The organism is Streptomyces sp. NPDC107454 (genome assembly GCF_055582885.1).
In genome coordinates this window covers 37,000-49,661 of the sequence record NZ_JBVJPA010000019.1, presented here as the reverse complement: position 1 = coordinate 49,661, position 12,662 = coordinate 37,000, and the positions used below count along the sequence as shown (strand labels likewise).

Genomic DNA, 12,662 nt, shown 5'->3' with positions numbered 1-12,662 from the left:
CGACATGGGCGGCACGGACGTCATCGGTCTCCCTCGAAAGCGGTCGTGGCGCGGAGCTGCGGCGGTACGCCGGTCTTCGATGCGCCTGTCGTCGACGCGCCGGTCTGCGCGCCTGTCTTCGCCCCAGTCTTCGTCGGGATGCGCAGCCGTACGTCGGTGCCCGCCCCCGGCCTGGCCTCGATCGAGAGCGCGGCGCCGATCAGCAGGGCGCGCTCCCGCATACCGCTGATCCCCGCCCCCTCCCGCAGCCGGCCGGGGCCCTTGCCGTTGTCCCGCACGAGGAGCTCGACGCCGTGGCCGCCGTCATCACCACCGTCACCACCGCCCTCGCCGACGACCCGCCGCAACCGCAGTTCGGCGTGATCGGCGCCCGCGTGCCGGGCTGTGTTGGTGAGCCCTTCCTGAGCCACCCGGTAGACCACGAGTTCCGTCTCCTCGGTCAGCGGCGGCAGATCTCCGTCGAGATCGTGACGTACGGACAGGCCGTGCGTGGTGAACTCGCCCGCCAGCGACCGCAGCGCGCTGTGCAGACCGAGTTCCTCCAGGACCCCGGGGCGCAGCCGGCGGGCGATGCGCCGGATCTCGTCCAGGCTGCCGCGGGTCGCCTCCTGCGCCTGCCGCACCTCCTCCCGCAGCTCCCCGGGCACCTGGTCGGCGACCTGCTTGAGCTGCAGCAGCACGGCGGTCAGGGTCTGGCCCACCTCGTCGTGGAGTTCCTGGGAGATACGCCGGCGCTCGCCCTCCTGCGCGAAGAGCGCGCGGGCCGAGCTGGTGGCGCGCTCGGTCTCCAGCCTGTCGAGCATGGTGTTGTACGTGGTGATCAGCCCGGCGACCTCCGCGGGGCCGTTGACGGGTGCCCGGGCCCCGGGATGCAGCAGGTCGGCGGTGGCCATGGCGCGGCCGAGCCGTTGCAGCGGGGCCAGCCCAATCCGCAGCACGAGCGCGTTGACGACGAGCAGCACCGCGAGTCCCGCGACGACGACCAGCACCTCGCCCGGCAGTATCGGCGTCGACACGGTGACCGGGCCCAGCAGCAGCGCGGTGGCCACGGTCAGGCCCGCGGCATTGAGCAGGAAGATCCGCCGGAACAGCGACACGTTCTTCTGTCCGTCCCTTCCTGTCCCTCCGGCCCTTCCGAGCTGCGGCGACGCCGCTGTCCCGGTCAGCTTCGCGTCTGTCGAGCGGCCGTGTCCATCCGTGCCAACACCCATGTCACCACCGTACGGGGGATGGCAGCATGACCGATTTGCACGGGAACGCAGGACCGCGACTCGATGAGTGACACGACGCGATGAGTGACACGACGCGATGAGCAACCGACTCGATGAACAAGGGGAGATCATGTCCACGCCACGCCTTAGGGCGACGCCACTGCCGGGCATCGGGGTCCAGTACGACCTCATGACGCGCGAACAGCGCCACCTGTCGGTGGTGGCGCACCGCGACGGCGCCCGCACCGTGAGCGTGTACCGCGCCGACGACCCCGACTCCTGCGCCCAGTCGCTGCGGCTGACGAGCGGCGAGGCGGCCTCGCTGATCGACGCGCTCAAGCCCTCCCACCACAGCCCGAGCCTGCTCTACACCACCGACCTCGGGCTGATCGCCGAGCGCATCGAGATCGCCGCGACCTCCCACTGGAACGGCCGGGTGCTGGGCGAGACCCGGATGCGGACCGAGACCGGCGCGTCGGTGGTGGCGGTGCTGCGCCGCGCCGAGGCCATCCCCTCGCCGACCCCGGACTTCCGGCTGGCGGGCGGGGACACCCTGATCGTCGTCGGCACCCGCGAAGGCGTCGACGGCGCCGCGGCGATACTCGGACGGGAGTGAGCGCGTGCACTCTGCTGTTCTGCTGATCGAGTTCGGCGCCATCATCCTCTGTCTCGGGCTGCTGGGGCGGGCCGCCGCCCGGCTGCGGTTCTCCCCGATCCCGCTGTATCTGCTGGCCGGTCTCGCCTTCGGCGAGGGCGGGCTGCTCCCGCTCGGCGCGAGCGAGGAGTTCGTCGCCACCGGCGCCGAGATCGGCGTCATCCTGCTCCTGCTGATGCTCGGCCTGGAGTACACGGCCAGCGATCTGGTCTCCAACCTCAAGGCCCACTACCCCTCGGGCCTGGTCGACTGCACCCTCAACGCCCTGCCCGGCGCGGCCGCCGCGCTGCTGCTCGGCTGGGGTCCGGTGGCCGCCGTGGTCCTGGCGGGCGTCACCTGGATCTCCTCGTCCGGTGTCATCGCCAAGGTGCTGGGCGACCTGGGGCGGGTGGGCAACCGGGAGACACCGGTGATCCTCAGCATCCTCGTCCTGGAGGACCTGGCGATGGCGGTCTACCTGCCCATCGTCACCGCGCTGGTGGCCGGGGTCGGGCTGGCCGCGGGCAGTGTGACGCTCGCGATCGCCCTGGGAGCCGCCGGACTCGTCCTGTTCCTGGCCGTCCGCTACGGCCGTGTCATCTCCCGCTTCGTCTCCAGCGACGACCCCGAGAAGCTGCTGCTCGTCGTGCTGGGCCTGACGATCCTCGTCGCGGGCATCGCACAGCAGCTCCAGGTCTCCGCGGCCGTCGGAGCGTTCCTGGTCGGCATCGCCCTGTCCGGGGAGGTCGCGGAGGGCGCGCACACGCTGCTCAGCCCGTTGCGGGACCTCTTCGCGGCGATCTTCTTCGTCTTCTTCGGACTGCACACCGACCCGGCGAGCATCCCGCCGGTGCTGCTGCCCGCGCTCGCGCTGGCCGTCGTCACGGCTCTGACGAAGATCGCCACCGGGTACTGGGCGGCGCGCCGGGCCGGTATCTCCGTGGGTGGCCGGTGGCGAGCGGGCGGCGCGCTGGTCGCGCGCGGCGAGTTCTCCATCGTCATCGCCGGGCTCGCGGTCACGGCCGGCATCGAACCCTCGCTCGGCCCGCTGGCCACGGCGTACGTCCTGATCCTGGTCGTACTCGGCCCGCTCACCGCCCGCTACACCCAGCCGCTGGCCGAACGGCTCACGGCCCGGTTCGGTCTCCCCGGGCGCCGGGGCCCCGCGGCACAGCCCGAGGAGGCGGAACCGGAACAGCCCGAGGCGGAGGGTGAGGTGCGGCAGCAGACCGCCGTCGGGGACTGAGCCGGGCCGATCGAGCAGAGGGGCCTACGCGTCCGCGCCTCTCCACCCCTGCCCCCGCAGCACCTGCGACACGTCCGGCGCCCGGTAGTGCTCCCCCTTGAGGACCTTGCCGTCGGCCCGGCGGGCGACGCGGCCGTCGGGGCCCAGCTTCGTCATGTTGGAGCGGTGGACCTCGGCGATCACCGCGTCGAGGTCGATGCCGTGGACGAGCGCGGTGCCGTACGCCACGTACACGACGTCGGCCAGCTCGTGCGCCAGCCGGTCCAGCGGGCCCGAGACCGAGACCTCGGCGACTTCGGCGGCCTCCTCGGCGAGCAGTTCACCCCGGTGGGCGGCGAGCGCCGGGGAGACCTCCGTCGGCGTGCTGCGCGCGTCGAGCCCGAAGGCGAGGTGGAACTCACGGACCAGGGAAGCGGGGGAAGGAGACGCGGCGCAGGGAGACGCGGGGGGAGGAGATGCGGGGGAGGGATCGGGAGACTCGGAAGTAGTGACCGGGGAGTCGGGCGAGGTCTGCATCCGCCGACCCTACCGAGCCCGATTCCCTGCCCCCTCCGACCATTCCGGGCCCGGTTTCCTACCCCCTCCGACCATTCCGAGCTCAGTTCCCGGCCCCCGCCGACCCGTTGCCGCACCTCTCCCGCCCCCTCACGCCCCCCTCACGGCCTCTCTCGCCCTCTCTCGCCCTCTCTCGCCCTCTCTCGGCCCCGCCCTGGTCAGGACGGCCCCCCGGCTGGCAGGATCGCGCGCATGTTCCTGCCACTCCCCCGTATCGACCGGCGCCGCGCGCTGTTCGGCTCGGCCGCCGCGCTCGTGGTGTCCGGGCTGCTGTTGTGGTGGCTGCTGCCGCTGGGCGAGGAGTCGCCGGGCGGCAGGATCACGTTCAGCACGGGCACCCCGACCGGGGTGTACCAGAAGTACGGCACACTCCTGCAGACCGCGCTCGCCAAGGACATGCCGCGCCTGGACGTCCGGCTGAAGAACAGCGACGGCTCGCAGGAGAACGTCCGCCGGGTGGCCACGGGCCAGGCCGACTTCACCATCGCGGCGGCCGACGCGGTCGAGACGTACATCCTGGAGAACAAGCCGGGATCGGGCCAACTGCGCGGCTGTGCCCGGCTGTACGACGACTATGTGCACCTGGTCGTCCCGCGCTCCTCGTCCGTGCAGTCGGTGGCGGACCTGCGCGGCAAGAGGGTCGCCGTGGGGCCGGACGGCTCCGGGGTACGGCTGATAGCGGAGCATGTTCTCCAGGCGGCCGGGCTCGACTCCGCGAAGGACATCAAGCCGTTTCCGGACGGCATCGGCACCATGCCGGACCTCCTCGAACAACACAGGATCGACGCCTTCTTCTGGTCGGGCGGCCTGCCGACGAGCGCGGTGCAGCAGCTCTCGAAGCACTTCGCCGTCAGGCTGGTGCCGATCGCCGGCGACCTCGTCGCGAAGCTGCACGAGCAGGGCGGCGCGGCCCGCTACTACCGGTCCGCGGTGATGCCCGCCGACGCCTACCCCGAGGCCCAGCAGGGCTCGTCCGTGCAGACGCTGGCGGTGGCGAACTTCCTGATCACCCGGGAGGACTCGGACGCCCGGCTCACCGAGGAACTCACTCGTACGGTGATCAACAGCCGCGACGGCATCGGCCGTCAGGTGCACGCGGCCCAGCTGGTGGACCTGCGCACGGCCATCTACACGGACCCGCTGCCCCTGCACGAGGGCGCCCGGCGCTACTACCGCTCGGTCAAGCCGTAGCGGCGACCAGCACGTCGGCCCCGGTGGCCCTGGCCGCCCCGCTCACGACTCGGGCCGCGACCTCGGCACCGTCACCGTCACCTTGAGACCGTGCGGCTCGTGACGGGCGTACGCGATGGAGCCGCCGCCCGCCGAGAGCAGCACCCGCGAGATGGACAGGCCGAGGCCCGAGCCCTTGATGTTCTGGTGCCCCGCGCTGCGCCAGAAACGGTCGCCGATGCGGGCCAGTTCCTCGTCGCTGAGGCCCGGACCGCGGTCGGTGACGACGACCGTCGAGACCTCACCGTTCGACGCGACAGCCACCTCGACGTCCTCGCCCTCGGGCGTGAACTTCAGCGCGTTGTCGATCACCGCGTCCAGAGCGCTGGACAGGGTGACCGGGTCGGCCCAGGCGGTGGTGGCCGGGCAGGTGCCGGTCAGGTGTACGCCCCTGCTGTCGGCCAGTGGTGACCAGGACGCGACGCGCTCGGCCGCCAGCTCACCGATGTCGGTCAGCCGCAGGTCCGCCTCGGCGTGCTCGGCGAGCGCCAGGTCGAGCAGGTCGTCCAGGACCTCGGCGAGGCGCTTGCCCTCGGTGCGGACCGACGCGATCTCCTCATTGTCCTCCGGCAGTTCGAGCGCGAGCAGTTCGATGCGCAGCAGCAGCGCCGAGAGCGGGTTGCGCAACTGGTGCGAGGCGTCGGCGACGAAGGCGCGCTGCTGTTCCAGGACGTCTTCGACGTTGTCCGCCATCTCGTTGAACGACCGGGCCAGGCGTCTGAGTTCCGGTGGACCGCCTGCGACCGCGACCCGCGACTTCAGCCGCCCGGTCGCGATGTCGTGGGTGGTGGCGTCGAGGACGCGCACGGGCCTGAGCACCCAGCCGGTCAGCCGCAGCGCCGCGCCGAGGGCGAGGAGCATCGCGGCGACCTCACCCGCACCGATGATCACCCAGCCGTGCAGGATCTTCGAACGCATCTGTCCGGTCGGCGAGTCGGTGACCACGACCGCGATGACGTCACCGTCCCGGATGACCGGCGAGGCGACGACGAGCCGGCCACGCTGCCACGGCCAGACCTGCTCCGGGTCGTGGCTGCGGCGGCCCAGGAGCGCCTCGTTGAAGGCGTCACGCCCCTCGCCCTTCGCGGCCAGGTACCAGTTCTCGGGCGCGTTGGCCATGGGCGCGAGGTCGCGGTAGAAGACGCCGACACGGATGCCGTACACCTCGTAGTACGCGACGAGCTCCTTGCGCAGGGTCTCCCCGCGCTCGTCCGTCGTGCCCACCCGGGAGCCGCCGGCCGGCTGGTCGGTGACGAACTGCGCGAGGGCGGCGAAGCGTGCCGTGTCGTCGATGCGGTCGACGACCACACGCTGTTGCTCGGCGGCCGCGACACTCACGGCGAGCGGGACGCCGAGCGCGAGCAGCACGGCTGCCATCAGGACGATGAGCAGCGGAAGAAGGCGGGTGCGCACCGGTGCACGCTACGCCGTGGGAGCGACGAGCCGGTACCCCACGCCGCGCACGGTCTCGATCAGCGCCGGCATGCGCAGCTTGGAACGCAGGGACGCGACATGCACCTCCAGGGTGCGCCCGGTCCCCTCCCAACTGGTGCGCCACACCTCGCTGATGATCTGCTCCCGGCGGAAGACCACCCCGGGCCGCTGGGCGAGCAGCGCCAGCAGGTCGAACTCCTTGCGGGTCAGTTGGACCGCCGAACCGTCGACGCTGACCTGACGGGTGGGCAGTTCGATACGGACCGGCCCGAGCCGCAGCGCGGTGTCGCCGGAGCCGGCGGCGTCGTCGGGCACGCTGCGCCGGCTGACGGCATGGATACGGGCGAGCAGTTCACCGGTGTCGTAGGGCTTCACCACGTAGTCGTCGGCGCCGAGGTTGAGGCCGTGGATCCGGGACCGTACGTCGGAGCGGGCGGTGACCATGATCACCGGAGTGCTGGTGCGCTTGCGGATCTTGCCGCAGACCTCGTAGCCGTCCTGGTCGGGCAGGCCCAGGTCGAGCAGGACCACACCGAAGCCGTCGCTCTCCGGAACCAGTGCCTGCAGGGCTTCCTCGCCGCTGCGGGCGTGCGTGACATCGAAGCCGTGTCGCGCCAGCACCGCGGACAGGGCGGCCGCGACGTGGTTGTCGTCCTCGACGAGCAGCAGTCTCATTCCGGCCCCCTCCGGTTCATCGGTCGTACGGTCCGATCCTGTTGGATCGCGGCGCACACGCGTGTGCACCAAGGAAGTCACGCCGATGGATCACGACCGCGTCAAGAGACTTCGGGTCGCGGAGGGCTTCCGTTACCCAGCCGGTACGCGGCCGGGACGCGGCCGCGCAACAGCTGCTACGACACGTGTCCGATTGCTACCGGATCGTGATGCTCAAGTTCCCCTCAGATGTAATGACGCTGGTCGCACGGGGTCACTACTGTCCACCGAAACCGAGGAGGACGGAGCCCCAGAGCGATGACCGAAGTATCGGTGGCCAAGGATGCCGTGGCCGCGACCGAGGACCTGGTCGTCCTGAAGAGCGTCAACAAGCACTTCGGCGCGTTGCACGTGCTCCAGGACATCGACCTGACGATCGCGCGCGGCGAGGTCGTCGTGGTCATCGGGCCCTCCGGGTCCGGGAAGTCCACCCTGTGCCGCACCATCAACCGCCTGGAGACGATCGATTCGGGCGACATCACCATCGACGGCAAGCCGCTGCCCGACGAGGGCAAGGCACTGGCCCGGCTGCGGGCCGACGTGGGAATGGTCTTCCAGTCCTTCAACCTCTTCGCGCACAAGACGGTGCTCGAGAACGTGATGCTGGGTCAGATCAAGGTCCGCAAGGCCGACAAGAAGGCGGCCGAGGAGAAGGCCCGCGCACTGCTGGACCGGGTGGGTGTGGGCACCCAGGCGGACAAGTACCCCGCGCAGTTGTCGGGCGGTCAGCAGCAGCGGGTCGCGATCGCGCGGGCGCTGGCGATGGACCCCAAGGTCATGCTCTTCGACGAGCCGACCTCGGCGCTCGACCCCGAGATGATCAACGAGGTCCTGGAGGTCATGCAGCAGCTCGCGAGCGACGGCATGACGATGATCGTCGTCACCCATGAGATGGGCTTCGCCCGTTCGGCTGCCAACCGGGTGGTCTTCATGGCCGACGGCCGCATCGTCGAAGAGGCCGTGCCGGACCAGTTCTTCAGCAATCCCCGCAGCGACCGCGCCAAGGACTTCCTGTCGAAGATCCTTCACCACTGACGGCCTGCGCTTCTTCATCACTGAAGCCCAGGCCTGAAGGCCTGCGTCTCTTCCCCACCCAAAGGATGTTCACCATGAAGCTCCGCAAGGTCACCGCCGCCTCGGCCGTCGTACTCGCACTCGCCGTGACCGCCACGGCGTGCGGCTCCGACGACAAGAAGGACAGCGGCTCCTCGGGCAGCGGCGGCGGCAAGATCACCGTCGGCATCAAGTTCGACCAGCCGGGCATCGGCCAGAAGACCCCGCAGGGCTACGCGGGCTTCGACGTCGACGTCGCCACGTACGTCGCCGGAAAGCTCGGCTACAAGCCCGACCAGATCGAGTGGAAGGAGACGAAGAGCGCCGACCGCGAGAACGCGCTCTCGCGCGGTGACGTCGACTTCATCGCCGCCTCCTACTCGATCACCCCCGAGCGTCAGCAGAAGGTCGACTTCGCCGGCCCCTACCTGCTCGCCCACCAGGACGTGCTGATCCGCGCCGACGACACCGCCATCAAGTCGCCCTCGGACCTCAACAGCAAGAAGCTGTGTTCCGTGACCGGTTCGACCTCGGCGCAGAACGTGCACGACAAGCTGGCGCCCAAGGCCCAGCTCCAGCAGTACCCGACGTACTCGGCCTGCCTGACGGGTCTGCAGAACAAGGCGATCGACGCCCTGACGACGGACGACTCGATCCTCGCCGGCTACGCCTCGCAGGCCGCCTTCAAGGGCAAGTTCAAGCTCGGCGGCTTCAAGATGACCAACGAGAACTACGGCATCGGCGTCAAGAAGGGCAGCGACCTCAAGGCCAAGATCAACACGGCTCTCGAGGCGATGGTCTCCGACGGTTCCTGGCAGAAGGCCGTGGACAAGAACTTCGGTCCGGCGCAGTACAAGAACGAGCCCGCTCCGAAGATCGGCAACATCGTCAGCTGATGTAGGGCCCGCCGGTGCGCCGCCCTCGGGGGGCGGCGCACCCGGGCATCACCACACGCGGAAGCGCGGGAAATCGTGTTCGACTTTCTTCAAGGTTACGACCTGCTGGGAGCGTTCTGGATGACGGTGAAGCTCACCGTCCTCTCAGCCGTCGGCTCCCTCATATGGGGAACCCTGCTGGCCGGCATGCGGGTCGGTCCGGTGCCTCTCATGCGCGGTTTCGGCACCGCCTACGTGAACATCGTGCGGAACATCCCGCTGACCGTGATCATCCTGTTCACCTCGTTGGGCCTCAGCCAGACCCTGGGGGTGAATCTCGGCGCGGACAAGTTCGAGACGATCAACTTCCGGCTGGCCGTGCTCGGTCTGATCGCCTACACCTCGGCCTTCGTCTGCGAGGCGCTGCGCTCCGGCATCAACACCGTGCCCGTCGGGCAGGCGGAGGCGGCCCGCGCCATCGGTCTGAACTTCACCCAGGTCCTCACCCTGATCGTGCTTCCCCAGGCGTTCCGTTCGGTCGTCGGTCCGCTGACGAACGTGCTGATCGCCCTGACGAAGAACACCACGGTGGCGGCCGCGATCGGTGTCGCCGAAGCGGCCACCCTGATGAAGTCCATGATCGAGAACGAGGCCCAACTCGTCGCCATCTCAGCCGTCTTCGCCTTCGGGTTCATGTGTCTGACGCTGCCGACCGGCCTCCTCCTCGGCTGGGTGGGCAAGAAGGTTGCGGTGAAGCGATGACGTCCGTCCTGTACGACGCCCAGGGCCCCCGTGCCAAGCGGCGCAACATCCTCTACTCGGCGCTGTTCCTGGTCGCCATCGCGGCCCTGTTGTGGTGGGTGATCACCAGCCTCAACGACAAGGACCAGCTCGCCTGGGAGAAGTGGAAACCCTTCGTCCACGGCGAGGCCTGGAGCACGTACCTCTGGCCGGGACTGCTGAACACCCTGAAAGCCGCGGCCCTCTCCATGGTCATCGCCCTGCCGCTCGGCGCCGTCTTCGGCATCGCCCGGCTCTCCGACCACGCCTGGATCCGGATACCGGCGGCCGCGATCGTGGAGTTCTTCCGCGCCATCCCGGTGCTGGTCCTCATGATCTTCGCTCTCGCCGCGTACTCCGAGTACACGAACATCAGCTCGGACGACCGTCCGCTCTACGCGGTCTTCACGGGACTGGTGCTCTACAACTCCTCGGTCCTCGCGGAGATCGTCCGCGCGGGCATCCTGACGCTGCCCAAGGGGCAGTCCGAGGCGGCCATGGCCGTCGGTCTGCGCAAGAACCAGGTCATGCGGTTCATCCTGCTGCCGCAGGCGGTCACCGCGATGCTCCCGGCGATCGTCAGCCAGCTCGTCGTGATCGTGAAGGACACCGCGATCGGCGGCGCCGTCCTGACCTTCCCCGAGCTGCTCGCCTCCGTCGGCCCGATGAGCGCGTACTACGGCGCGAACACCATCGCCAGCTTCACCGTCGTGGCCCTGATCTACATCGCGATCAACTTCAGCCTCACGAGCTTCGCGAGTTGGCTCGAGGGACGACTGCGGCGTGGCAAGAAGTCGACGGGCGTGGTGCTCGCGCCGGCCGCGGTCGGGGGCACGGAGCCGACCGGCGCGGGCGGCGCGGGCGGCAACATCTGACGGATCCTCACCCTGCGTCGGCGTCAACGGGGGCGGTGGCATGATCACCACTGCCCCCGTCACTTGACGCAAGCACCGGCAATGGGTTGCATACGTTCTGTGATCGTGCACCCCGTTCCAACTGCCTGTTCCCGACCGTTCCTCAGGACACCGCTCCGGGCAGGGGGCCGCGCGCCGTGGACCCGGTGATCATCGTCGGCGCGGGGCCCGTGGGCCTCACGCTGGCCCTTGCGCTGGCCCGCCAGGAGGTCCCCTCCGTGGTCCTCGACGAGGGGCCGGGCAAGGACGAACAACGGCTCGCGCGGACCGTGGTGCTGCGCGAGGACACGGCCGCGCTCATCGAGCGCCTGACGGGCCTGCCCCTCACCGATGCCGGTTTCCGTTGGGCCGGATGGCGGTCGATGCGGCGCAAGCAGGTGATGCGCGAGATCGACTTCGCTGTCCGGGCGTCCGACACGGACTCGCCGGACTTCGAAGCCGATGCGCACGGCCCCGGGGGCGCGACGCACGGCGCGGGGGGCGGTACACGCGGCGCGATGGGCGGCCCGCAGGCCTTTGGGGACGGCGCGCACGGCTCGGAGAGTGGCGCCCAGCGCTCCGGAGGGAGCGCACGGGACCTGAAGGGGAGCGCGCAGAGCCTGAAAAGCGCCAGGCTCGGCCCGACCGCGGACGCGCAGGACTCCGAGGGCGCCGACGCGCCCGCCCCGCTGCACCTCGCCCAGCACGCGCTGACCGGCGCCCTGCGCGAGGCCATCATCCACGAGCGGCTGATCAAGGTCGCCGTGGGCAGCCGCCTCGACTCGATCGAGCAGGAGTCCTCGGGCGTCACGGCGCACACCCGCGGCCCCAACGGCACATGGTGGCGCGGCAGTTACCTGGTCGGCTGCGACGGACCGCGCTCGACCGTGCGCAAGCTCCAGGACATCCGCTTCCCCGGACGTACAGCCGTCGAACGGTACGCCGTCGCCGCGCTGCGCACGGAACTCCCCTGGCCCGGCCAGGCGTTGCTGCACCGGATGCCTCCGTGGCGGACGTCGGGCCCCGCGAGCGGGGAGGTGACCGCGCGCCCCCTCGCCGACGACGTGTGGCGGCTGGACTGGCTGCTGCCGCCCGGCAAGGACCTGGTCACGCCCGACCTGCTGGTGGCGCGCATCCGCGAGACCCTCGCGGGCTGGAACGCGGGCTCCACACCCCCGTACGAGCTGCTCGACACCGGAGTCCACACCGTCCACCACCGCCTCGCCCGCCGCTGGCGGGCCGGCCGGGTCTTCCTCGCCGGGGACGCCGCGCACCTGCTCGGCGCGCTCGGCACCCAGGGCCTGGACGAGGGCCTGCGGGACGCCGACAACCTCGCCTGGAAGCTGGCGCTCGCCTGGCACCACGGCCCGCACGAGGCGCTGCTCGACAGCTACCAGGCGGAGCGGCGGGCCGTCGTCGCCGCCCGGCTGCGCGCCGCCGACCAGGCGCTGCCACTGCTGCGCGGCGGCGGAGGCCTGCGCTCGTACGTCCCCGGGTCGGCCCGCGGCCACGACGCGCTGCTCACGGACGGCCACCTGGGACGCGGCCCGCTGGGTGCGCCGGGGGCGTACGTCGACTCGCCGCTCGCGCCCGCGCACACCGAGTCGGAGACCCCGGTGGACACGGCTCCCGGTGCGCCGGTCGTCGACGTACGCGTGACCGCGGAGGACGGCTCGTTCGTACAGCTGCGGGAGCGGCTCGGTCGCGGGGTGCTGCTCGTCGTACTGATCGCTCCGGGTACGGGCGTGTGGGCGCGCAAGCACTGGGTGACGGCCGGGATCATGCCCCGGCTCGCGGCCGCGGTGACCGCGCTGCCGCACCGCGCCGAGCTGCTGGTCGCCGAGAGCTATCCCGGCGCGGCGGCACACACCGTGCTCCTGGTGCGCCCCGACGGCCACCTGGTCACCGCGCTGAGCGGGGTGCGCCCGGCCGACCTGTACGCGGCAGCCGAGACGGCACTGGGCGGCCCCGCCACGGTGGAAGCGGAAGCGCAGACCGCGGCGAGTACGACCTGACGACCCTGGTGGTCCGGCCCGC

At 70.7% G+C, this 12,662-nt stretch carries 12 protein-coding genes; 8 read left to right on the top strand and 4 right to left on the bottom strand.

What is annotated here, in order from left to right:
* Positions 1-20 precede the first annotated feature (20 nt).
* On the bottom strand, positions 21-1,097 hold the full coding sequence (locus ACZ69M_RS39740; RefSeq protein WP_470057770.1) for a HAMP domain-containing sensor histidine kinase: 1,077 nt from the start codon (positions 1,095-1,097) through the stop codon (positions 21-23).
* 244 nt (positions 1,098-1,341) lie between these two features.
* On the opposite strand from ACZ69M_RS39740, the gene ACZ69M_RS39735 reads away from it, so the two are divergent.
* Together ACZ69M_RS39735 and ACZ69M_RS39730 are read left to right on the top strand one after the other, a co-directional pair.
* Positions 1,342-1,827 (top strand): cation:proton antiporter regulatory subunit, encoded by a 486-nt coding sequence (locus ACZ69M_RS39735; RefSeq protein ID WP_168496318.1) that lies wholly within the window; start codon positions 1,342-1,344, stop codon positions 1,825-1,827.
* A gap of 4 nt (positions 1,828-1,831) precedes the next feature.
* Positions 1,832-3,091, top strand: coding sequence for a cation:proton antiporter (locus ACZ69M_RS39730; RefSeq protein ID WP_470057768.1), 1,260 nt, complete (start codon positions 1,832-1,834; stop codon positions 3,089-3,091).
* A gap of 24 nt (positions 3,092-3,115) precedes the next feature.
* On the opposite strand, the gene ACZ69M_RS39725 is transcribed toward ACZ69M_RS39730, so the two are convergent.
* Positions 3,116-3,607 (bottom strand): pyrophosphohydrolase domain-containing protein, encoded by a 492-nt coding sequence (locus ACZ69M_RS39725; protein WP_470057766.1) that lies wholly within the window; start codon positions 3,605-3,607, stop codon positions 3,116-3,118.
* 231 nt (positions 3,608-3,838) lie between these two features.
* Between ACZ69M_RS39725 and ACZ69M_RS39720 the strand changes: the two genes are divergently transcribed.
* A complete protein-coding gene (locus ACZ69M_RS39720; protein ID WP_470057764.1) occupies positions 3,839-4,837 on the top strand; it encodes a TAXI family TRAP transporter solute-binding subunit in 999 nt (332 codons plus the stop codon).
* Between the two features lie 42 nt (positions 4,838-4,879).
* Here ACZ69M_RS39720 and ACZ69M_RS39715 read toward each other — a convergent pair whose 3' ends face one another.
* Together ACZ69M_RS39715 and ACZ69M_RS39710 are read right to left on the bottom strand one after the other, a co-directional pair.
* A complete protein-coding gene (locus tag ACZ69M_RS39715) occupies positions 4,880-6,289 on the bottom strand; it encodes a sensor histidine kinase (protein ID WP_470057762.1) in 1,410 nt (469 codons plus the stop codon).
* 9 nt (positions 6,290-6,298) lie between these two features.
* Entirely contained in the window at positions 6,299-6,985 is a 687-nt protein-coding gene (locus ACZ69M_RS39710; RefSeq protein ID WP_470057761.1) for a response regulator transcription factor, read from the bottom strand.
* Between the two features lie 297 nt (positions 6,986-7,282).
* Between ACZ69M_RS39710 and ACZ69M_RS39705 the strand changes: the two genes are divergently transcribed.
* The 5 genes from ACZ69M_RS39705 to ACZ69M_RS39685 all read left to right on the top strand — a co-directional run bounded on the left by ACZ69M_RS39705 (position 7,283) and on the right by ACZ69M_RS39685 (position 12,640).
* Positions 7,283-8,059, top strand: a complete 777-nt coding sequence (locus ACZ69M_RS39705) for an amino acid ABC transporter ATP-binding protein (RefSeq protein WP_384915644.1) — start codon at positions 7,283-7,285, stop codon at positions 8,057-8,059.
* A gap of 74 nt (positions 8,060-8,133) precedes the next feature.
* A complete protein-coding gene (locus tag ACZ69M_RS39700) occupies positions 8,134-8,973 on the top strand; it encodes a glutamate ABC transporter substrate-binding protein (RefSeq protein ID WP_470057759.1) in 840 nt (279 codons plus the stop codon).
* Positions 8,974-9,048: 75 nt separating this feature from the next.
* On the top strand, positions 9,049-9,714 hold the full coding sequence (locus ACZ69M_RS39695) for an amino acid ABC transporter permease (RefSeq protein WP_388203577.1): 666 nt from the start codon (positions 9,049-9,051) through the stop codon (positions 9,712-9,714).
* Positions 9,711-10,607 (top strand): amino acid ABC transporter permease, encoded by an 897-nt coding sequence (locus tag ACZ69M_RS39690; RefSeq protein WP_470057757.1) that lies wholly within the window; start codon positions 9,711-9,713, stop codon positions 10,605-10,607. Before ACZ69M_RS39695 ends, ACZ69M_RS39690 begins: the two co-directional genes overlap by 4 nt.
* 176 nt (positions 10,608-10,783) lie before the next feature.
* The gene (locus ACZ69M_RS39685) at positions 10,784-12,640 is read left to right on the top strand and encodes an FAD-dependent monooxygenase (protein ID WP_470057755.1); all 1,857 of its coding nucleotides are present in this window, start codon (positions 10,784-10,786) and stop codon (positions 12,638-12,640) included.
* Positions 12,641-12,662: the final 22 nt, after the last annotated feature.